The sequence below is a fragment of the Streptococcus himalayensis genome, assembly GCF_001708305.1.
GTDB classification, from domain to species: Bacteria; Bacillota; Bacilli; order Lactobacillales; family Streptococcaceae; genus Streptococcus; species Streptococcus himalayensis.
Genome location: NZ_CP016953.1, coordinates 132,040 through 154,214, shown reverse-complemented (window position 1 = coordinate 154,214; position 22,175 = coordinate 132,040). Strand labels below are relative to the sequence as shown.

The window sequence follows — 22,175 nt, the reverse complement described above, 5'->3', positions numbered from 1 at the left end:
AAGTTAGCACTCGGGGGACAAGAGTGCTAATGCTAGAATTCCGAATGGAGGTGAGGTTTTGGTAACAGAACGCCAACATGAAATTCTAAATTTGATCGTTGAAATCTTTACGAAAACGCACGAGCCAGTCGGGTCAAAAGCTCTCCAAGACAGTATTTCTTCAAGTAGTGCTACCATTCGAAATGAAATGGCGGCTCTAGAGAAAAAAGGATTGCTTGAAAAAGCTCATACCTCGAGTGGTCGAATGCCTAGTGTAGAAGGTTTCAAATACTTTGTGGAGCATTCCCTAACCTTTGATAGTCTAGCTGAAGAAGATATGTATCAGGTTGTCAGGAGTTTCGATCAAGAATTTTTCCGACTGGATGACATTTTGCAGACAGCCGCGACCATCTTGTCGGATTTAACGTCCTGTACGGTGGCGGTGCTTGATGTTGAACCTAGTCAGCAGAAACTCACAGCGTTTGACATCGTCATTCTCAGTCAGCATGCAGCTTTGGCTGTGATGACCTTAGATGAGTCAAAAACGCTGACCAGACAATTTGCCATTCCTAAGAATTTTCTCCGTGAAGATTTAAGGGAAGTCAGAAATCTGGTCTTAGAACGATTGCTGGGGAAAACGGTACTAGATATTCATTACAAACTCAGGACCGAAATTCCGCAGATTATCCAGCGGCATTTTGTCACGACAGATAATGTCTTGCATCTATTTGAACACATTTTCTCAGATCTTTTTACCGAGAATGTGGTGACGGCTGGAAAGATTCGCTTGCTTGATTTTGCGGATATTGGGGCTTACCAGTTCTTTGAATTTCCGCAAAAAGTAGCCCTTGAAATGCGGAGCAATCTAGCTGAAGATGAAATGCAGAGTGTCAAGGTGGCAGACAGTCGAGAACCATCGCTTGCTCATCTGACCGTAGTGACAACCAAGTTTCTCATCCCTTATCGTGGATTTGGAATCTTAGCTGTCATCGGTCCAATCAATGTGGATTACAACCGCATGATGAGTCTTATCAATCTCGTGAACCGAGTTCTCATGATGAAGTTAACCGACTTCTATCGTTACTTAAGTAGTAACCATTACGAGGTGCATTAAGATACGAGGGCGTGAAAAAATCGAATGAAAAATAGGAAATACGACGAAGAAGCTGAGGCTTCTAGGAGTGTTTGTCTTTTTTCCGAGATTTTAGCCCGAGTTCAGTTTATTAAGATGTGAGAGCGTTAAAAAAAGTTGGAATATACCCTAAGGGCATCCATATCTGTAAAGCGGGCTAAGCCCGCAACAGCTATAGAAAACTAGGAGATTGACGTAGTGAGCCGTGCTTACAAGGCCAGCTATCCCTAAAGGGAGCCAAACTTTTAGCTCGAACTCAGTTCTCCAAAACATGAGAGCGTTAAAAAGTAAGGACAATACACAAAGATCTTAGAGAATAGTTGAAATGAATAAAAAGGAGGTTTCGTGTGACCGAAGAAATGAAAAAAGAAGAACAGCTTGAGGAAGTGGAAGGGACAGAAGAAGTTGTCCAAGAAGAAGCAACTCAAGAAAAGTCGGAATTAGAACTTGCGAATGAACGTGCTGAGGACTTTGAAAACAAGTATCTACGAGCAGTAGCCGAAATGCAAAATATCCAACGCCGTAGCAACGAAGAACGTCAAACCTTGCAACGCTATCGCAGTCAGGATTTAGCTAAGGCAATTTTGCCGTCGCTTGATAACCTCGAGCGTGCGTTAGCCGTAGAAGGACTAACAGATGATGTAAAAAAAGGTCTTGAAATGGTTCAAGAAAGCCTAATTCAAGCACTGAAGGATGAAGGGATTGAAGAAGTAGCAGTGGACGGGGCATTTGACCCTAACTTCCACATGGCCATCCAAACCATGCCAGCGGATGACGAACATCCAGTTGATACGATTGCACAAGTCTTCCAGAAAGGCTATAAACTGCATGAGAGGGTGTTGCGACCTGCTATGGTAGTCGTGTACAACTAGTCTGCTATTTTCCTTTTACTCGTCGTTAAGTCGCATCGGCATACCTCAGTATAGCCGCCAGCGCCTTGCCTAGATTAAAAGAAAACTATCTAGCCTAGTTGATGTATACCGCATTGCCTAGGTCTAAAACAAATGACAGGCTAGTTATGGCTGGGTAAAAAATAGGACTATTCTGGACCGAGATGTCCGTAAACTATTTGTAAATTGATCACTAAAGTAAAATAGAAAAAAACATTAGGAAAGGAATGGAACCCGAACGGAAAGCTCGGAATGTAGATAAATCGCCTCGTGTGCCAGCACACATCGTTGATTTCCTAAAATTCTTGTCGCGTTCTCGGCGTTCTTGGTATCTTATATTATGTCTAAAATTATTGGTATTGACTTAGGAACTACAAACTCTGCAGTTGCTGTTCTCGAAGGAACAGAAAGTAAAATCATTGCAAACCCAGAAGGAAATCGTACAACTCCATCTGTTGTATCATTCAAAAATGGTGAAATCATCGTTGGTGATGCAGCAAAACGCCAAGCTGTAACAAATCCAGATACGATTATCTCCATCAAATCCAAAATGGGAACTGCTGAAAAAGTTGCTGCAAATGGCAAAGAATACACACCACAAGAAATCTCTGCGATGATTCTTCAATACTTGAAAGGCTATGCAGAAGAATATCTTGGTGAAAAAGTAACCAAAGCAGTTATTACAGTCCCAGCTTACTTCAACGATGCACAACGTCAAGCAACAAAAGACGCTGGTAAAATTGCGGGTCTTGAAGTAGAACGTATCGTTAACGAGCCAACAGCAGCGGCTCTTGCTTACGGTCTTGACAAGACAGACAAAGAAGAAAAAATCTTGGTATTTGACCTTGGTGGAGGAACATTTGACGTTTCAATCCTTGAGTTAGGTGACGGTGTCTTTGATGTTCTTGCGACCGCTGGGGATAACAAACTTGGTGGAGATGACTTTGACCAAAAAATCATCGACCACATGGTTACAGAGTTCAAGAAAGAAAACGGCATTGACTTGTCAGCAGATAAAATGGCTGTGCAACGTTTGAAAGATGCGGCTGAAAAAGCTAAGAAAGACCTTTCAGGTGTCACTTCAACTCAAATCAGCTTGCCATTTATCACTGCAGGAGAAGCAGGACCTCTACACTTGGAAATGACGCTTACTCGTGCGAAATTTGATGATTTGACACGTGACCTTGTAGAACGCACAAAAGAGCCAGTTCGCCGTGCTTTGTCTGACGCAGGACTTTCTATCTCAGAAATTGACGAGGTTATCCTTGTAGGTGGTTCAACACGTATTCCAGCGGTTGTTGAAGCGGTGAAAGCTGAAACTGGTAAAGAGCCAAACAAATCTGTAAACCCAGACGAAGTTGTTGCTATGGGTGCTGCAATCCAAGGTGGGGTTATCTCTGGTGATGTTAAAGATGTTGTCCTTCTTGACGTAACACCATTGTCACTTGGTATCGAAACAATGGGTGGTGTCTTTACAAAACTCATTGACCGCAACACAACCATTCCAACTTCTAAATCACAAGTCTTCTCAACGGCAGCAGACAATCAACCAGCGGTAGATATTCACGTTCTTCAAGGTGAGCGTCCAATGGCAGCGGACAACAAGACACTTGGTCGTTTCCAATTGACAGATATTCCAGCTGCACCTCGTGGTATTCCTCAAATCGAAGTAACTTTTGATATTGACAAAAACGGTATCGTATCTGTTAAAGCCAAAGACCTTGGAACGCAAAAAGAGCAAACCATCGTTATTCAATCAAATTCAGGTTTGACAGATGAAGAAATTGACCGCATGATGAAAGATGCAGAAGCAAACGCAGAAGCAGATAAAAAACGTAAAGAAGAAGTTGACCTTCGTAATGAAGTTGACCAAGCAATCTTTGCGACTGAAAAAACAATCAAAGAAACAGAAGGCAAAGGCTTTGACGCAGAACGTGATGCGGCACAAGCAGCTCTTGACGAATTGAAAGCCGCTCAAGAAGCCAACAACTTGGACGACATGAAGGCGAAATTGGAAAACCTGAACGAAAAAGCCCAAGGCCTAGCTGTTAAGATGTACGAACAAGCAGCAGCAGCCCAACAAGCAGCAGGGGGCGCAGAAGGTGCGGCTAACCCAGGTCAAGCAGGCGATGACGTAGTAGATGGAGAGTTTACGGAGAAATAACTCGTTAAGAATGACTAACCACTAACGTGGTTGTCATTCTACGGCAATTGCTATGACGAATTGCCTAAACGACTTGCTAGCTCGAAAAGCATTTAATGTCAAAACGCTTTTCTCACGTCGTAAAACAGTCAACAGTAAATCTCAAAAATATTAACTATCAAAACTCGATCACAGAGGTTGAAATCCAGCCTCTGTTTTTGGGTAAGTAATATATGCTGTAACAGAAAATAGAGTTATAATGGAAAATTGGAAAAAATTATTAAAGAAATATTGGATATTAGGTGTAATTGAAGTTTCTATAGTAGTAATTTATTGGATTGTTAATCCTGTGGCTGAAGACAGCAAATTCAATATATTTATATCTCCAGAAATATTGGCTACAATTCTTGTGGGTGTGGGTGCTATCTATTCTTGGTTAAGTAATAAATCTGACCGAGAACGTGATGAAAATTTAAATATGCTAAAGGATATTGATGAAATTGGGAAATACTATAAGGATAAGCCTGATGAGCGTAATATCAACAATCGGCTTCAAAACCATATAGATGATTTGGAACAAATTGAAGGATATAAAGGAACATTCTTAGAAACATATTTACTGTATATAAAAGATAAGATGGATCCTTCAAAAAACGAAGAGGAGCAATTTAAGAGTTCAAAATCTGTCATTTTCGTTAGTGATGACGAAATTTCTTCAGAGACAGTTGAGAAAGTTTCTAATTTTGAAAATTCGAATAGAGAAAATGACTTTTCTAAACTTAGTTTACATGAAATAAAAGATAAGATTTCTAAAACTTATGATACTAGTGTGAACAATATAAAATACAGTAAGAACTACATAGACTATACTCAAGAAAATAATTTTAAATGGACTACGTGGTATAGTTTAAGAGAAAGTTTTATAAAAAATGTAGAAGATGATGCAAAACTAATCTTTTTTACAAATATAGATGGAAGATATACGGGAGTATCAATTCTAGGGAAAAATCTAAAAGATCTTTCTCAAAAAATGAAGTATAGAAATAAGAAGAGTGGAGATCCTCAATTTGACTTTTATATTACTAAGAACGAAGATGGAAGTTTCTTCGAAAATAGGAATGAGCTTCCACTTGATAAATACGGTGTAAAATCTATAGATTTTTAAAAAATGAATAATATTGAAAAGGTTAGTTAGATTTTTGTGAATAAAAAATATTCATAGCTAAATAAAACAGCATGAAAACTCTTCTCAAAAAATTGTGTAAAAATGGAGTTATCGTTTGCTCCCTACTGATTAAGGAAGTGATCAAAAAATAACCTTCTAAAATTATAGAAAGGAATACAAGTGTTCTGAATTGAACACGGGCTACGGACGGTGCCAAAAAGAGACATAGCTGTTCCAGCATAGCTGGCTTACAGATATGGCTACCTTTAGGTATAGATTTTCCTAGGACGTAAAGGTCCGTTGTCAAATCTTCTATTTTGACTTTGTCCATTTAACGCCCTTAGTATCTTAACAGAAAGGAAATGAACCCGCCCTAACGTCTGTGTCAAAAAAAACAAATGTTTCCTAGACGCAAGCGTCTTCGTCACATTTGCTATTTTGACTTTGCTGTTTACGGGCTTGGTATCTTAATTATGAACAATACAGAATTTTACGATCGTCTGGGGGTGTCAAAGGATGCGTCTCAGGATGAAATCAAAAAGGCTTATCGGAAAATGTCCAAGAAGTACCATCCAGATATCAACAAAGAAGCTGGTGCGGAGCAAAAATATAAGGACATTCAAGAGGCTTATGAAACGCTTAGTGATGCCCAAAAGCGGGCTAGCTATGATCAATTTGGGGCTGCTGGTGCCCAAGGTGGTTTCGGTGGCGGAGGCTTTAGTGGCTTTGACGGTGCTGGTTTTGGAGGCTTTGAGGATATTTTCTCTAGCTTCTTTGGAGGTGGTGGAGCAAGCCGCAATCCAAATGCACCGCGTCAAGGAGACGATCTTCAATACCGGATCAATTTGAAATTTGAAGAAGCGATTTTTGGGGCAGAAAAAGAAGTTAGCTACAATCGTGAGGCGACTTGTCGGACTTGTACAGGTTCTGGTGCAAAACCAGGCACCAGTCCGGTCACTTGTGGTCGTTGTCATGGTGCTGGCGTCATTAACGTCGATACCCAAACACCGCTTGGTATGATGCGCCGCCAGGTAACCTGTGATGTCTGTCATGGTCGTGGAAAAGAAATCAAAGATCCCTGTCATACGTGTCACGGTACTGGTCATGAAAAGCAGGCTCATACAGTTACTGTAAAAGTTCCAGCTGGCGTGGAAACTGGTCAACAAATTCGTTTGTCCGGTCAAGGTGAAGCTGGTTTTAATGGCGGCCCTTACGGAGATTTGTATGTTGTGGTGCAGGTTGAGGCAAGTGATAAGTTCGAACGGGATGGATCTACGATTTTCTACAAATTAGACCTTAACTTTGTTCAGGCTGCATTGGGGGATAGTGTCGAGATTCCAACGGTTCATGGCAATGTCGAGCTGACGATTCCAGAAGGAACCCAAACAGGGAAACGTTTCCGTCTGCGTGGAAAAGGAGCTCCACAACTTCGCGGTGGTGCTGTCGGTGACCAATATGTGACGGTAAACATTGTCACTCCAACCAATCTCAATGAGCAACAAAAAGCAGCCTTGAAACAGTTTGCAGCTGCTGGAAACATCAATGTTCATCCAAAGAAAAAAGGATTTTTCGATAAGGTGAAGGATGCTTTTGAAGAAATGTAAAGCAGTGAAAATGTGCCTGATTTGGGTGCATTTTTGCTTTCCTCAAAGATTCTAGGTGCGAGGAAGAATGATTTATGGTACAATAAAGAAAGTAGAATTTTTTGGAGTGAAGTGTGGGAATTGAAAATTACATGCCTGATTTTGCGATTGAGGCAGTCTATGATTTGACAGTAGAGAGTTTGGGAAAACACGGTATTCGAGCGGTTTTAGTCGATTTAGACAATACCTTGATTGCTTGGAACAATCCTGATGGCACCAAGGAAATGCGCCAGTGGTTGCATGATATGCGAGATGCTGGGGTGAAAGTGGTAGTTGTGTCTAATAATACGCAAAAGCGGGTGCGCCGTGCGGTGGAGCGATTTGGGATTGACTATGTCTATTGGTCTTTGAAGCCTTTTACCTTTGGGATTGACCGTGCCCTCAAGAAATTTTCAATTGATAAACAAGAGGTTGTCATGGTTGGCGATCAGCTGATGACGGATATTCGAGCTGCTCATCGAGCAGGGATTCGTTCGATTTTGGTGAAACCTTTAGTTCAGCATGATTCGCTCAATACCCAAATCAACCGAGCGCGGGAGCGTCGTGTTCTCAAACGAATTCAGGAGAAATACGGCCCAATTCAATTTACAAAAGGAATATAAGATGGAAGAACTTCTTTGTATCGGCTGTGGAGTCGTGATTCAAACAGAGCATAAAAAAGAGCTAGGCTATACGCCCCAAAGTGCTTTAGAAAAAGGTTTAGAGACTGGAGAATTGTACTGCCAGCGTTGTTTTCGCTTGCGTCATTATAATGAAATCACGGATGTCCAAATCACTGATGATGAATTTTTGAAACTCTTGCATGAAGTGGGAGATAGCAAAGCTTTGGTGGTCAATGTCGTTGATATTTTCGACTTTAATGGCTCGATTATCCCTGGTTTGCCTCGTTTTGTATCGAGGAATGATATTTTACTGGTGGGGAATAAAAAGGATATTCTTCCTAAATCTGTGAAGGCAAGCAAGGTAACCCAATGGCTGGCTGAGCGTGCACATGAGGAAGGGTTGAGACCTGTGGATGTTATCCTAGCGAGTGCTCAGCAAAAAGACGCTATCAAGGATTTGATGGACAAGATTGAAAAGCTGAGACAGGGTAGAGATGTCTATGTGGTTGGTGTGACGAATGTCGGCAAATCAACTCTTATCAACGCTATTATCCAAGAAATTACTGGGGATAAGGATATCATTACGACTTCACGTTTTCCGGGAACAACCTTGGATAAGATTGAGATTCCACTTGCGGATGGTGCCCATATCTATGACACGCCTGGGATTATCCATCGTCACCAAATGGCCCATTACCTGTCTGGGAAAAATCTGAAATTTGCCAGTCCGCGTAAGGAAATCAAACCCAAGACCTATCAGTTAAATCCAGAACAAACCCTCTTTTTGGCTGGTTTGGGACGATTTGACTTTATCGCAGGAGACAAACAAGGCTTTACCGCATTTTTTGACAATGAATTAAAACTTCACCGTACGAAATTAGAAGGTGCGACAGAGTTTTACCAAAAGCACGCTGGAAGTCTATTGGTACCGCCGACCAAGGCAGAGTTAGGAACCTTTCCAGAGTTGGTACGGCATGAGTTCACCATTACAGAAAAGACAGATGTGGTGTTCTCAGGTCTTGGCTGGATTCGGCTCAATAGTGCAGCAAAAGTAGCAGCGTGGGCACCAAAGGGTGTGGGAGTTGTTACACGAAAAGCAATTATATAAATACAAAAAGGAAATACAATGACATTAACATCAAAGCAAAGGGCTTTCTTAAATAGCCAAGCTCACAGTTTAAAACCCATTATTCAAATTGGGAAATACGGTTTAAACGACCAAATTAAGACCAGCGTTCGTCAGGCATTGGACAGACGAGAGCTGATTAAGGTGACGCTGCTTCAAAATACGGATGAAAATATCCATGATGTGGCAGAAACCTTGGAAGAAGAAATCGGAGTAGATACTGTACAGAAAATTGGGCGAACCCTGATTTTATTTAAGCAGTCAAGCAAGAAAGAAAATCGAAAACTTTCTGTAAAAGTAAAGGAAATCTAGCGATTTGCATTACCAAGACAGATGGATAATGGAGAAGGAGTAGAGATGGCGATTGAACTCTTAACTCCCTTTACGAAGGTGGATTTGAAACCAGAAGTAAAGGAAAAAAAACGCAAACAAGTAGGGATTTTAGGGGGGAATTTCAACCCTGTCCACAATGCACATCTAGTCATAGCTGATCAAGTGCGGCAGCAATTGGGCTTAGACCAAGTGCTACTCCTACCCGAATATGAACCTCCTCATGTGGACAAAAAAGAAACCATTGACGAGAGACATCGTTTGAAGATGTTGGAGCTTGCGATTGAAGGAGTAGAAGGGCTTGGATTGGAGACGATTGAGTTGGAGCGTGGGGGGATTAGCTATACCTATGATACCATGCAGTCTCTGACAGAACAGCATCCCGATACGGATTATTACTTTATCATTGGAGCAGATATGGTGGATTATTTGCCTAAGTGGCACCGGATTGATGAGCTGATTCAGCTGGTGCAATTTGTCGGTGTGCAACGTCCACGCTATAAGGCAGGGACCTCTTATCCTGTAATCTGGGTGGATGTTCCTTTGATGGATATTTCATCGAGCATGATTCGGGAATGTTTGGCGAATGGCCGCCGTCCGAATTTCCTCTTGCCCCAGTCTGTTCTGGATTATATTGAGAAAGAAGGTCTCTATATATGATAGCAGCTGATTTATCCTTTGACCGTGAGAAGATCCTAGAAAAAATTCGCTCTGCCATGTCTGAGAAACGATTTCGTCATGTTCTGGGGGTAGAAAAAGCAGCACTTGAGTTGGCTCGTCAGTATGGTTGTGATGAACGAAAAGCCAGTCTTGCTGCTCTTCTTCATGATTATGCCAAAGAGGTTGATGATCAGGTATTTTTAGACCTGATTGACCAGCATCAACTGGATGAGGACTTGAAAGTCTGGGGCAATAATGTCTGGCATGGGATTGTTGGTGCCTATAAAATTCGTCATGATTTTGGAATAGAAGATCAGGAAATTTTACAGGCAATTCAGCGTCATACAGTAGGTGCAGCCCAGATGACCTTGCTCGATAAGGTTCTCTATGTAGCGGATTACATTGAGCCAAATCGTGATTTTCCTGGAGTAGATGAGGCAAGAAGATTAGCCAAAGAATGTTTGGAACTGGCGGTTGCCTATGAGACGGCGCAGACAGTTGCTCATTTGGCTAAAAAAGCGATTCCGATCTATCCCCAAACAATTGAAACCTATAATGCTTATGTGGGATATTTGCAGTAAGTAACCAATAATGAGGTAAAACGTGAAAGAAAAAGAATTAGTAGAATTGGTCGTCAAGGCGGCTGATGAAAAACGTGCAGAAGAAATTGTCGCACTGGATGTAACAAACGTGACCAGTGTAACAGACTATTTTGTGATTGCTAGCTCGATGAATAGTCGTCAGTTAGAGGCGATTGCTGAGCATATTCGTGAAAAAGTCAAAGAAGCTGGTTTTGCAGCGAGCCAACTAGAGGGGGATGCAGCCGGAGGCTGGGTCTTGCTCGACTTAGGTGGGGTTGTTGTCCATATCTTCTCAGAAGAAATGCGTACGCATTATAATCTTGAAAAATTGTGGCACGAAGCGGATAACCTTGAGATTTCCGAGTGGTTGTAAGTCTTGTCTGATAAGTGTTTCATGTGATAGTCGGAACATTTATCATCCCAAAATCTGTATGACAAGAACGTAATAAGCTGAAATAAATATGAAAAACTCAGTTGGGAGCCGACTGAGTTTTTCAAGAAAAGAAAGGAAATAACATGGCGACTTATGAAACCTTTGCCTCAGTCTATGATGCCATTATGGATGATAGTTTGTATGACAAATGGACGGATTTTAGTTTGAGACATTTTCCGAAAGGAAAAACAAAACTCCTTGAATTGGCTTGTGGAACGGGCATTCAATCCATCCGCTTCAAAGAAGCTGGCTTTGATGTAACAGGTCTTGATTTGAGCCGAGAAATGCTTGAGTTGGCTAAAAAACGTAGCCAAGTAGCTGGAATGGAGATCCCCTTTTTAGAAGGCAATATGCTGGACTTGTCTGGTCTTGCTAGCTTTGATATGGTGACCTGTTATTCGGATTCGATTTGCTACATGGCTGATGAGGTCGAGGTTGGTCAGGTCTTTCAAGAGGTTTATAATCATCTCAATGAAGGGGGCCGTTTTCTCTTTGATGTCCACTCGACCTACCAAATGGACGAGGTTTTTCCAGGTTATAGCTATCATGAAAATGCGGAAGATTTTGCCTTTGTTTGGGATACCTATGCGGATGAGCCACCACACTCTATTGTGCATGAACTGACCTTCTTTGTTCAGGAAGAAGATGGTCGTTTCAGCCGGGTAGATGAGATTCATGAAGAGCGGACCTATGAGTTATTGACCTATGATGTGTTACTGGAGCAGGCTGGTTTTAAACAAGTTAAGGTCTATGCTGACTTTGAGGACAAGGAACCAATAGAGACCAGTGCTCGCTGGTTCTTTGTAGCAGAAAAATGATAGTGACAGGCATTGTTGCAGAGTTCAATCCCTTTCATAATGGACATGCCTACCTACTTTCTAAGGCCGAAGGATTGAAAGTTGTTGCCATGAGTGGAAATTTTACCCAACGGGGGGAGCCTGCTATTGTAGATAAGTGGACAAGAGCGCAGATGGCGTTGGAGAACGGTGCAGATTTAGTCGTTGAATTGCCCTTTTTAGTCAGTGTGCAGGCAGCAGATTTTTTTGCCCAAGGAGCGGTGGATATCTTAGCTCGTTTGGGAGTGACTCAGCTTTCCTTTGGGACAGAAGAAATGTTGGATTATGGGAAAATAGCAGAGCTCTACGAGTTAAAAAGTGCTGAAATGGCTGATTTTCTAGCCAATTTACCTGATCGACTCAGTTATCCTGAAAAAACACAGGCCATGTGGGAGACCTTTGCAGGTTTGAGCTTTTCAGGCGATACTCCCAATCATGTTCTTGCTCTAGCCTATGCAAAGGCGGTAGCAGGCAAAGGAATTGCATTGTGTCCGATTAAACGAGAGGGAGCTGGGTTTCATTCGCTTGCCTCACATTTGGAATTTGCTTCAGCTACGGCTTTGAGACATCGCATTGACGATGCAGACTTTATAGCCACTTTTAGTCCAAGTGGAGATTTACTAAGGCAAGTTCCCCATGTGTCATGGGAGAATTATTTCCCCTATCTCCGCTATCAAATTCTCTCCAATCCAGATTTGACGAGTATTTACCAAGTCAACCAAGAAATGGCCAGTCGAATCAGAGAAGCGATAAAGTTGGCGACTTCAATGGAAGAATTGGTCGAGCAGATTGCGACCAAACGCTATACTAAGGCACGGGTTCGACGACTGTTGACCTACATCTTGGTTCAGGCACAGGAAAAGCCCCTTCCCCAAGTCATCCACTTGTTAGGCTTTACGGAAAAGGGGCGTAAGCACTTAGCTCGTATCAAGCAAGAAGTTGCACTGATTAGCCGAATTGGAAAAGAAGCGTGGGACCCCCTTACCCAGCAGGCAGATCGGATTTACCAACTGGGCAATCCTCAGCTTGTCGAGCAGAATGTTGGCCGAATTCCCATTCAAATTTAATCAAACAAGTTCGTGCATTTTCTGATGTCCTGTGTTATAATATAAAGGATTTAAACTAGAACAAAGGAGTATCCAATGGGACGTAAATGGGCCAATATTGTGGCAAAAAAAACAGCCAAGGATGGAGCAAACTCAAAAGTTTATGCCAAATTTGGTGTTGAAATCTATGTAGCAGCAAAAAAAGGGGATCCAGATCCAGAAACCAACACAGCCTTAAAATTTGTTGTTGACCGTGCCAAACAAGCACAAGTACCAAAGCATGTCATTGACAAGGCGATTGATAAGGCAAAAGGAAATACGGATGAAACCTTTACAGAAGGCCGTTATGAAGGTTTTGGACCAAATGGGTCTATGTTGATTGTCGATACCTTGACCTCAAATGTGAACCGTACAGCGGCCAATGTCCGTGCGGCATTTGGGAAAAATGGTGGCAATATGGGAGCGAGTGGTTCTGTATCCTATCTCTTTGACAATAAAGGAGTTGTGGTCTTTGCAGGCGACGATGCAGATAGCATTTTCGAATTGCTCCTAGAAGCAGATGTTGATGTGGATGATGTAGAAGCAGAAGATGGCACAATCACTGTTTATACGGCACCAACAGACCTTCACAAAGCTATCGTAGCTCTTCGCGAGTCTGGTATCGAAGAATTCCAAGTGACAGAGCTTGAGATGATTCCTCAATCAGAAGTTGTACTGGAAGGAGATGACCTTGCAGTCTTTGAAAAATTGGTTGATGTATTAGAAGACGACGAAGACGTTCAAAAGGTCTACACCAACGTAGAAGGATTTTAATGATGAGCAATACCCCTTGGAAATCGAGTGTTTCCAAGGGGTTGTTTGATGTATCAGAAAGAATGGGAGGCTATCAATGATAAATGGCTCTTTGTCAACTGTAGTGGGTAGATGTCAGCTAACACCTAGAGAGGACCAACTTGGTCTTCTCTTTTTTGATGTTTAAGGCAATCAAAATCCGCTTTTTGAAGTTTTCAAAGTTCCTGAAACCAAAGGCATTTCGTTTAATGACTTTGATAAGATTATTGGTAGCTTCCAATTTAGCGTTGGAATAAGGCAATTCCAAAGCGTTTAAAACCTTGTCCTTATCCTTTAGAAAGGTCTTAAATACCGTCTGGAAAATAGGGTTAACAGTGGCTCTTTCTTGCTCAATTAGGTCAAAGAAATGCTCTGAGTTCCTCTCTTGGAAATGGAATAAAAGAAGTTGATAGAGTTCATAATGTTGTCGTAACTCATCTGAGTAGGATAGGAGCTTGTCTAAGATTTCCTTATTGGTCAAATGCATGCGAAATGTAGGGCGATAAAATCGTTTATCACTGAGTTTACGGCTATCTTGTTGTACCAGTTTCCAGTAGCGTTTTAAGACACGGTATTCCTGGGATTTTCTATCGAATTGATTCATGATTTGTATGCGGACACGGTTCATAGCACGGCTGAGATGTTGCACAATGTGGAAGCGATCAAGCACGATTTTGGCATGTGGAAAAAGCTGTTTAGCCAATTTGTAGTAAGGGCTAAACATGTCCATAGTGATGATTTTAACGCGGTTTCTGACCTGTCTAGGGTATCTCAGAAAGTGATTTCGGATGGTTGCTTGCGTTCTTCCATCAAGGATAGCGATGATGTTATTTGTGTCAAAATCTTGAGCGATAAAGCTCATTTTCCCTTTCTTGAAGGCATACTCATCCCAGGACATGACTTCTGGAAGCTTATCCCAATCCGTTTCAAATTTAAACTCATTGAGTTTTCGAATAACTGTAGATGTAGAAATGGAGAGTCTGTGTGCGATATGTGTCATTGCTTGATTTTCGATGAGTAATTGTGCGATTTTCTGGTTGACAGCGACAGATATTTGATGGTTCTTCTTAACAATAGGAGTTTCAGCGACCGCCATTTTCCCACATTCCTTGCACTTGAAACGACGCTTTCGAAGGCGGATAAGTAGTGGGTAGCCAGCAGTTTCTAAGTAGGGGATTTTAGAGGCTTTCTGGAAGTCATACTTAGCCATTTGTCCCTTGCAGGAAGGGCATTTAGGGGCTGTGTAATCCAAGTGACCGTGGAGTTCTAAGTGAGTTCCCATGTCGCATTCATTAGTGATCGTGATATTTTTGTCTTTCATTTTGAGAAAATTTGTGATAAGATTTAGTTGTTCCATATGAGTCTTTCTAAATGATGGTTTTATCGCTTTTCATTATAGGTCATATGGGACTTTTTTTCTACACTGAAAAAGGCTCCATAATCTCTACAGTGGATTTACCCACTACAGATATTATAGAGCCTGATAAATGGCAAATAGATCCAAAATCCTGAGATTGAGTGAATTGATTTGGTCAAGTTTACCTTATTTGGCTAGCAAAGTTCTATTTTTTCTCTAATCTGCTCTAAACAAGCCAGAGCAAAGCTTTGCAAGGCTTGCGGTGAGACATGACTGGGAAAGGAGCGGGACTTAGTATGGGCTTTTAAGGCGGTCTGAATTAGGGCTTGATTAAGCTGTGGTTGGTGATTTAGTGCCCAGTGTCCGCCAGTAGTTTTAGAAAGCAGGAGTTTTTGTTCTACAAATGCAAGTGTTCTGCAGAGATTTAGAATGGTGTAGATAGGTTTCTCTAGAATATCTGTTTCTGCCGTTTCAATGTCCGTCAAGATACTTTGCAGATAGATTTTTGGTGGAATGTCTGGTAATACAAGCTCTTTATCTATTCCAAATAAGGTGATACCGCAGGTTTTAGCGACTGTGATATGTGTCCATAAATCTTGGTCTACTCCGTTCATATTTGTACAAAATGCACGAGGATTTTTCAAGTAAGCATTGAGATGATAGGGAGAAAAATGGAAATCAAAATGATGAGCCCTTTCCCAATTCTGTAAATTCTCTTGTAGCAATACATGAAATTCTAACTTTTTAGCAGGTGCTAGGGGCCAAAGCTCGTTCATAGTCTCTTGCATGAGTGCTAGTTTTTCAGAGAGGTTTAGGGGTTCTTTCACAAGGATGAGGTAATCTAAATCGCTACTATTTGGATAAAAATCATCCAGAGCATAGGAACCGTGGATATAAATTCCTAGAATGTTATCTCCCAAAATAGGTGGAATAGTCGTTTGTAATTGCTTTAAACAAGTTTGAATAGTAGTCATAGGAAACCTCCTTAGGTTATTATAGCATAAATCTTCGTATAGGTATTTTTTATCACAAGGATACAAAAAATATATTGGTCAAGCCGAGATTTATTTGCTATGCTGGATAGAGGAGGAAAAATTTATGAAAAAATACATGTTAGGTCTAGTTGCAATAATGGCTATCTTGCTCAGTGCTTGTCAGCCAGCGTCAAATGAACGAGAAGATAGGGAATTGGTCGTTGCGACGGCTGGAGATGTCAAACCCTTTTCGTATGAGGATAAGGGAGAGTTGACAGGATATGATATTGAGGTCTTAAAGGCTGTGGATAAAAAATTGGACAAGGTTCATTTTTCTTACCAACGGACCAATTGGGAGAGCATTTTTGCTGGTTTAGACGCAGGGCGTTATCAGATTGCAGCCAATAATTTGAGTTATACGAAAGAACGGGCAAAAAAATATTTGTATTCGCTCCCTATTGCTCAAAATCCCTTGGTTTTGGTCAGTCGAAGTGATCAGCCTATTTCTTCTTTAAGTGAGATTGGCGGACGAAAGACAGAGGATGATACAGGGACATCGACCGCTCAGCTGATAGAGGATTGGAACAAGGGACATCGTGAAAATCCTGCGGTATTAGACTATTCGGGTGAAGATATTGGCAAACGTCTTCTTGATTTGGACAATAAAGAGATGGACTTTCTCATCTTTGATAAGGTAACAGTTCAAAGCCTCATTCAAGAACGAGGGTATTCGTTTCATCTTGTAGAATTAGAGGGAGATAGCAATCCCAATAATTACTTGATTTTTGCCAAGGGAGAAGAGGGTTTTCAAAAGGAGTTTAATCAAGCCTTGAAAGAATTATTAGAAGATGGGACATTGGAACGCTTGAGCCAAACTTATCTAAAGGGCGATTACCTTGTGAAAGAGAAATAAAAATGATAGATAGAGAAAACCTATTGCGGCTATAAAAACTCTCTACTAGGCAAAAAAGAAAAGATTTGGTATGATAAGAATAGATTTTAGATGGAGGAATATAGAAAAGATGAAAAAAATTCTAAAATATACAGCAGTTATCGCAGGAGTTCTTGCAGGAGCGACTTTGGTAGCTTGCTCAAATGAAAAAGCTGCTGACAATGCTACTTCTGGGAAAAAGGAAATTGTGGTCGCAACCAACGCTTCACCAAAACCCTTTAACTATGAAGAAGATGGTAAATTGACTGGATATGAGATTGAACTCGTTCGTGCAATTTTCAAGGATTCAGACAAATACGAAGTCAAATTTGAAACAACAGAGTGGTCTGGTATTTTTGCAGGACTGGACAGCGATCGTTACCACATGGCGGTGAACAATATCAGCTATACAGAAGAGCGTGCTGGGAAATATCTCTATGCTGCTCCAACAGCGAAAAACCCTAATGTATTGGTCGTGAACAAGGATGACAGCACCATCAAGTCTCTTGATGACATCGGTGGCAAATCAACAGAGGTGGTTCAAGGAACAACGACTGCTGGCCAATTAGAGAAATACAATGAAGAGCATGCTGATAATCCAACGGTGCTCAACTATACCAAGGCTGATTTCCAACAAATCATGGGACGCTTGAGTGATGGCAAGTTTGATTACAAGATTTTCGATAAAGTCGGTGTAGAAACGGTTATTAAAAATCAAAACTTGAATAATTTGAAAGTGATTGAACTACCAAGTGATCAGCAGCCTTATGTGTACCCTCTTCTTGCTAAAGGTCAAGATGAGTTGAAATCATTTGTGGACAAGCGTATCAAAGAATTGTACCAAGACGGCACACTTGAAAAACTATCGCAAGAGTTCTTCGGTGGGAATTATTTACCAGCAGAAGCTGATGTGAAATAAAAAAATAGGATGGCTAGGTTTTTAAGACCTAATCATCCTATTTTTGATGGTATAGCTAGGATTTATAACACATGATACAAAATAAGAACTTGCCAGTTGGTGAAATTTGTGAGAAACTGGATAGGTAGATTGTGAGTTAAGAAGGAGATTGTATGCATTTTGCGACAGAAGAAGAGCAGATAGCCAAGTTTGAAGCAGATGAGATAACCCAGACTTATCTGGATATTTTGCGGACCTTGATTGCAAAGAAATCTATCTTTGCCCAGCAGATTGGACTAAAGGAGACTGCTCGGTACTTGGGAGAGATCTTTCGGCAAGCAGGAGCGGAGGTTGAGGTAGACGAATCCTATACAGCTCCCTTTGTCATTGCCAGATTTCGGAGTTCAAATCCAGCTGCTAAGACCGTCATTTTTTACCAGCATTATGACACGGTGCCAGCAGATGGGGATCAGGTATGGACAGCAGATCCATTTCATTTATCAATTCGCGATGGTCTAATGGTGGGGCGTGGTGTTGATGATGATAAGGGGCATATTACAGCACGTCTGACAGCTGTTCAGAAATATCTGGCAGCAAAAAAAGAACTTCCTGTCCATGTGACCTTTATCATGGAAGGGGCAGAAGAATCAGCTTCAACAGACTTAGACAACTATCTAAACAAACATAAGAAAAGCTTACGGGGAGCAGATTTATTAGTCTGGGAGCAGGGGACGAAAAATCCCAAAGGTCAGCTGGAAATTTCTGGTGGCAATAAAGGGATTGTGACCTTTGATGTGCGTGTAAAAAGTGCAGATGTCGATATTCATTCTAGCTATGGGGGTGTGATTGATTCTGCCGCTTGGTATCTTATCAACGCACTTACTAGCTTACGCAGTCCAGATGGACGCATATTAGTCGAAGGCTTGTATGAGAAAATTATTCCACCGAATGCTCGGGAGTTGGAGTTAGTCGAGCGATACGCAAGCCGAACAGCTGAGGAATTCAAGGCAATTTATGGCTTAGAGCTACCTGTGCTAAAAGAGGAAAGACAAGCTTTGCTTCGCCGTCTCTTTTTTGAACCATCCATCAATATAGAAGGGATTTCTTCTGGCTATCAAGGACAAGGGGTTAAGACGATTTTACCTGCTGAAGCCAGTGCCAAGATGGAGGTTCGTTTAGTTCCTGGCTTAGAACCTCATAAGGTCCTCGAGCAAATCCAAGCTCAATTGGTGAAAAATGGCTTTGAACATGTCGAGGTGGTTTATACCTTGGGAGAGAAGAGCTATCGTAGTGATATGAGTGCCCCTTCGATTGTAAATGTTGTTCAATTGGCAGAGCAATTTTATGAAAAAGGCATTAGCCTCTTGCCAACTACGATTGGAACAGGACCGATGCACACGGTCTATGAGGCCTTGGAAGTACCAATGGCTGCCTTTGGTCTTGGAAATGCTAATAGCCGTGACCATGGGGGCGATGAAAATGTGACCATTGCGGATTACTATACCCATATCGAGCTGATTGAGGCCTTGATTGCAAGTTACGAAGAATAGGAACTTTTAAGCAGGGATTGATTGGCTGCCACTTTCCTTCTAAGAAGGAGAACTTGAGCAAGGTTCCTCAAGAAGTTGGGGTATGCCGCATCAATCATTGCCTGTCTTTGCAAGGCTGGCTTAGTTGTGAATGAGCGTCAGAAAAGCATACGGCCGAGGATTAAACATAGGGGCGTATCATTCTATAAAAATGGGTCGCATAAGGCTTGCTGTACTGATGTTCTTTGATAGAGAAAACCTATCAAGATGATAAAGAATCTATATGCCTCAAGGAAGCAACTTGTGATATACTAGGGATATTAGGAGGAAAATATATGCAAAATAATGTATTGGTTTTACAGTCAGACTTTGGTTTGGTCGATGGTGCGGTATCTGCTATGATTGGGGTAGCTTTAGAGGAGTCTCCGACCCTGAAAATTCACCATTTGACTCATGATATTACTCCCTACAATATATTTGAAGGGTCTTATCGACTGTTTCAAACGGTGAATTACTGGCCAGCAGGGACCACGTTTGTATCAGTGGTGGATCCAGGTGTCGGCTCCAAGCGTAAGAGTGTAGTCGCAAAAACGGCTCAAAATCACTATATTGTAACCCCCGATAATGGAACTCTTTCCTTTATCAAAAAGCATGTCGGAATTGTTGCTATTCGGGAGATTTCTGAAGTTGAAAATCGTCGAAAAAATACAGAGCATTCCTATACCTTCCATGGACGTGATGTCTATGCCTATACAGGTGCCAAGCTAGCCAGCGGTCATATCAGCTTTGAAGAAGTCGGGCCGGAGTTAAAGGTAGAGGATATTGTGGAAATCCCTGTGGTTGAAACGACGCTTGGGGACAACTTTGTCAGTGGAGCCATTGATATCTTGGATGTGCGATTTGGGTCACTTTGGACATCGATTACGCGTGAAGAGTTTAACCATTTAGAGCCAGCTTTTGAAGATCGTTTTGAAGTGACGATTTACAACAATGATATGCTTGTCTATCAAAATCAAGTCACGTATGGCAAATCCTTTGCGGATGTGCGGATTGGGCAACCCATTCTTTACATCAATTCGCTCTATCGAGTTGGTCTAGCGATTAACCAAGGATCTTTTGCCAAGGCTTATAACGTCGGTGTCGGTCAAAACTGGCATATCGAGATTAAACGGATTGAAAATTAAGAATAAGGGAGATGAATATGAAAAATAATTCGATTAAAAATGTGGTTGCAGTAGGAATTGGAGCAGCTTTGTTTGTTGTGATTGGCTTGATTAGCATTCCAACACCAGTGCCGAATACTAGCGTTCAGCTACAATATGCTGTACAAGCCCTCTTTGCGGTCATTTTTGGCCCTGTTGTCGGCTTTCTTGTTGGTTTTATTGGCCATGCAGTCAAAGATGCCCTCCAATTTGGAAATCCTTGGTGGACTTGGGTGATTGCTAGTGGCCTATTTGGGGCAATTATTGGACTATTTCGTTCGCGCTTCCAAGTTGAAAAAGGGATTTTTGAGACTAAAGACATCACTCGCTTTAATGTGATTCAAATTCTTTCTAATGCCTTTGTTTGGATTGTGGTTGCTTCATTAGGAGACATTCTCTTTTTGGGAGAGGCAGCGACAAAGGTATTTGCACAAGGAGTTGTTTCGACTATTGTGAATGGCTTGACTGTGGGAATTGCAGGAACCTTCCTCATTTTAGCTTACACAAAACGCCAAAGTAAACAAGGTAGTCTTTCGAAAGAAGACTAGTCAACCATGCGGTTCAAAAGGCTGGGACGAAAGCTCGCAGCCTTTTTCTTATACAGTTTGAACAGATTTTTTGGAAAGCAGAGATAGCTATTTTATGCAGCCATAAACTTTCGGTCAAATAAATTGCTTTCCATCCCATCTGGGAAGTATAATAGAATGGATGAATTACAAATTCAGACAATTTTTAGAAAGAAAAGAGAGAAGAAATCTTATGGCAAAAGATATTCGTGTCTTACTGTATTACAAATACGTTCCGATTGAAAATGCGCAAGAATTTGCGGCGGAACACTTAGCATTTTGTAAATCAATCGGCTTAAAAGGTCGCATCCTTGTAGCGGACGAAGGAATCAATGGAACCGTTTCGGGTGATTATGAAACAACTCAAAAATACATGGACTATGTTCACTCACTTCCTGGTATGGAAGACCTTTGGTTCAAGATTGATGAAGAAGAAGAGCAAGCCTTCAAAAAAATGTTTGTACGTTACAAGAAAGAAATCGTTCACTTGGGCTTAGAAGACAATGATTTTGATAATGACATCAACCCGCTTGAAACAACAGGTGCCTACCTATCACCAAAAGAGTTCAAAGAAGCTCTCTTGGATGAAGATACGGTAGTTCTTGATACACGTAACGACTACGAATATGACCTCGGTCACTTCCGTGGTGCCATTCGCCCAGACATCCGCAATTTCCGCGAGTTGCCACAATGGGTCCGTGATAACAAGGAAAAATTCATGGACAAACGAGTGGTTGTTTACTGTACAGGTGGTGTCCGCTGTGAGAAATTCTCTGGTTGGATGGTGCGTGAAGGCTACAAAGATGTTGGTCAGTTGCACGGTGGAATTGCCACTTATGGAAAAGATCCAGAAGTTCGCGGGGAACTTTGGGATGGTAAAATGTATGTCTTTGACGAGCGTATTGCTGTCGATGTCAACCATGTAGACCCTGTTGTGGTTGGAAAAGACTGGTTTGATGGAACACCATGCGAGCGTTATGTCAACTGTGGCAATCCATTCTGTAACCTTCGTATCTTGACCTCAGAAGAAAATGAGCACAAATACCTCCGTGGTTGCTCACACGAATGCCGTGTTCACCCACGCAATCGCTATGTAGCAGAACATCAATTGACACGCGAAGAAGTAATCGAACGTTTGGCTGTAATTGGTGAAACGCTTGATGAAGTAGTGGCAAATTAAGCTTGAAAAGACTGGGATTTCCAGTCTTTTTTCTATCGTTTATAGAGTATTAGCAGGCATTGGATTTTTCAATAGCTTGATAAGAAATTTATATCTCTCTATACTTAAAAACTATGAGAGTGAGGGCTGATTTTATGGTAA

The 22,175-nt window shown here is 41.5% G+C and carries 22 protein-coding genes; 20 read left to right on the top strand and 2 right to left on the bottom strand.

The window, feature by feature from the left end:
* Window positions 1–58 precede the first annotated feature (58 nt).
* The 14 genes from hrcA to BFM96_RS00635 all read left to right on the top strand — a co-directional run bounded on the left by hrcA (window position 59) and on the right by BFM96_RS00635 (window position 13,379).
* Window positions 59–1,093, top strand: coding sequence for a heat-inducible transcriptional repressor HrcA (hrcA, locus tag BFM96_RS00700; protein ID WP_068989085.1), 1,035 nt, complete (start codon window positions 59–61; stop codon window positions 1,091–1,093).
* Between the two features lie 377 nt (window positions 1,094–1,470).
* Window positions 1,471–1,983 carry a nucleotide exchange factor GrpE gene (gene grpE, locus BFM96_RS00695; RefSeq protein WP_083201796.1) on the top strand — a complete coding sequence of 171 codons (513 nt, stop codon included), beginning with the start codon at window positions 1,471–1,473 and terminating at the stop codon, window positions 1,981–1,983.
* Window positions 1,984–2,341: 358 nt separating this feature from the next.
* Window positions 2,342–4,165, top strand: a complete 1,824-nt coding sequence (gene dnaK, locus BFM96_RS00690) for a molecular chaperone DnaK (RefSeq protein WP_068989079.1) — start codon at window positions 2,342–2,344, stop codon at window positions 4,163–4,165.
* 238 nt (window positions 4,166–4,403) lie between these two features.
* Window positions 4,404–5,309, top strand: coding sequence for a hypothetical protein (locus BFM96_RS00685; protein ID WP_068989077.1), 906 nt, complete (start codon window positions 4,404–4,406; stop codon window positions 5,307–5,309).
* Between the two features lie 473 nt (window positions 5,310–5,782).
* On the top strand, window positions 5,783–6,913 hold the full coding sequence (gene dnaJ, locus BFM96_RS00680) for a molecular chaperone DnaJ (protein ID WP_068994078.1): 1,131 nt from the start codon (window positions 5,783–5,785) through the stop codon (window positions 6,911–6,913).
* 113 nt (window positions 6,914–7,026) lie between these two features.
* Entirely contained in the window at window positions 7,027–7,554 is a 528-nt protein-coding gene (locus BFM96_RS00675; protein ID WP_068989076.1) for a YqeG family HAD IIIA-type phosphatase, read from the top strand.
* A gap of 1 nt (window position 7,555) precedes the next feature.
* Window positions 7,556–8,662 (top strand): ribosome biogenesis GTPase YqeH, encoded by a 1,107-nt coding sequence (yqeH, locus tag BFM96_RS00670; RefSeq protein WP_068989073.1) that lies wholly within the window; start codon window positions 7,556–7,558, stop codon window positions 8,660–8,662.
* 18 nt (window positions 8,663–8,680) lie between these two features.
* On the top strand, window positions 8,681–8,992 hold the full coding sequence (yhbY, locus tag BFM96_RS00665) for a ribosome assembly RNA-binding protein YhbY (protein WP_068989071.1): 312 nt from the start codon (window positions 8,681–8,683) through the stop codon (window positions 8,990–8,992).
* A 45-nt stretch (window positions 8,993–9,037) separates the two neighbouring features.
* Entirely contained in the window at window positions 9,038–9,670 is a 633-nt protein-coding gene (locus BFM96_RS00660) for a nicotinate-nucleotide adenylyltransferase (RefSeq protein ID WP_068994075.1), read from the top strand.
* Window positions 9,667–10,251 (top strand): bis(5'-nucleosyl)-tetraphosphatase (symmetrical) YqeK, encoded by a 585-nt coding sequence (yqeK, locus tag BFM96_RS00655; protein WP_068989066.1) that lies wholly within the window; start codon window positions 9,667–9,669, stop codon window positions 10,249–10,251. The genes BFM96_RS00660 and yqeK overlap by 4 nt, the downstream gene beginning before the upstream one ends.
* A 22-nt stretch (window positions 10,252–10,273) precedes the next feature.
* A complete protein-coding gene (gene rsfS, locus BFM96_RS00650) occupies window positions 10,274–10,624 on the top strand; it encodes a ribosome silencing factor (protein WP_068989062.1) in 351 nt (116 codons plus the stop codon).
* A 143-nt stretch (window positions 10,625–10,767) separates the two neighbouring features.
* Window positions 10,768–11,502: a class I SAM-dependent DNA methyltransferase gene (locus BFM96_RS00645; protein WP_068989061.1), complete on the top strand. Its 735-nt coding sequence runs from the start codon at window positions 10,768–10,770 to the stop codon at window positions 11,500–11,502.
* Window positions 11,499–12,587 (top strand): nucleotidyltransferase, encoded by a 1,089-nt coding sequence (locus BFM96_RS00640; protein WP_068989060.1) that lies wholly within the window; start codon window positions 11,499–11,501, stop codon window positions 12,585–12,587. Before BFM96_RS00645 ends, BFM96_RS00640 begins: the two co-directional genes overlap by 4 nt.
* Before the next feature lie 75 nt (window positions 12,588–12,662).
* Complete coding sequence (locus BFM96_RS00635) at window positions 12,663–13,379, top strand: YebC/PmpR family DNA-binding transcriptional regulator (RefSeq protein WP_068989059.1); 717 nt, start codon at window positions 12,663–12,665, stop codon at window positions 13,377–13,379.
* A 118-nt stretch (window positions 13,380–13,497) separates the two neighbouring features.
* Here BFM96_RS00635 and BFM96_RS00630 read toward each other — a convergent pair whose 3' ends face one another.
* Both BFM96_RS00630 and BFM96_RS00625 read right to left on the bottom strand, forming a co-directional pair.
* Window positions 13,498–14,754 carry an ISL3 family transposase gene (locus tag BFM96_RS00630; protein ID WP_068989058.1) on the bottom strand — a complete coding sequence of 419 codons (1,257 nt, stop codon included), beginning with the start codon at window positions 14,752–14,754 and terminating at the stop codon, window positions 13,498–13,500.
* Window positions 14,755–14,948: 194 nt separating this feature from the next.
* The gene (locus BFM96_RS00625; RefSeq protein ID WP_068989057.1) at window positions 14,949–15,728 is read right to left on the bottom strand and encodes an aminoglycoside adenylyltransferase domain-containing protein; all 780 of its coding nucleotides are present in this window, start codon (window positions 15,726–15,728) and stop codon (window positions 14,949–14,951) included.
* A gap of 124 nt (window positions 15,729–15,852) precedes the next feature.
* On the opposite strand from BFM96_RS00625, the gene BFM96_RS00620 reads away from it, so the two are divergent.
* The 6 genes from BFM96_RS00620 to trhO all read left to right on the top strand — a co-directional run bounded on the left by BFM96_RS00620 (window position 15,853) and on the right by trhO (window position 22,034).
* Window positions 15,853–16,641 carry an amino acid ABC transporter substrate-binding protein gene (locus BFM96_RS00620; protein ID WP_068989056.1) on the top strand — a complete coding sequence of 263 codons (789 nt, stop codon included), beginning with the start codon at window positions 15,853–15,855 and terminating at the stop codon, window positions 16,639–16,641.
* A 109-nt stretch (window positions 16,642–16,750) separates the two neighbouring features.
* Window positions 16,751–17,578, top strand: coding sequence for an amino acid ABC transporter substrate-binding protein (locus BFM96_RS00615; RefSeq protein ID WP_068989054.1), 828 nt, complete (start codon window positions 16,751–16,753; stop codon window positions 17,576–17,578).
* Window positions 17,579–17,730: 152 nt separating this feature from the next.
* Window positions 17,731–19,107 (top strand): M20/M25/M40 family metallo-hydrolase, encoded by a 1,377-nt coding sequence (locus BFM96_RS00610; protein WP_068989053.1) that lies wholly within the window; start codon window positions 17,731–17,733, stop codon window positions 19,105–19,107.
* Between the two features lie 314 nt (window positions 19,108–19,421).
* The gene (locus BFM96_RS00605; protein ID WP_068989050.1) at window positions 19,422–20,270 is read left to right on the top strand and encodes an SAM hydrolase/SAM-dependent halogenase family protein; all 849 of its coding nucleotides are present in this window, start codon (window positions 19,422–19,424) and stop codon (window positions 20,268–20,270) included.
* Between the two features lie 17 nt (window positions 20,271–20,287).
* Window positions 20,288–20,836 (top strand): ECF-type riboflavin transporter substrate-binding protein, encoded by a 549-nt coding sequence (locus BFM96_RS00600; RefSeq protein ID WP_068989047.1) that lies wholly within the window; start codon window positions 20,288–20,290, stop codon window positions 20,834–20,836.
* A 211-nt stretch (window positions 20,837–21,047) separates the two neighbouring features.
* Window positions 21,048–22,034, top strand: coding sequence for an oxygen-dependent tRNA uridine(34) hydroxylase TrhO (gene trhO, locus BFM96_RS00595; protein WP_068989044.1), 987 nt, complete (start codon window positions 21,048–21,050; stop codon window positions 22,032–22,034).
* Window positions 22,035–22,175: the final 141 nt, after the last annotated feature.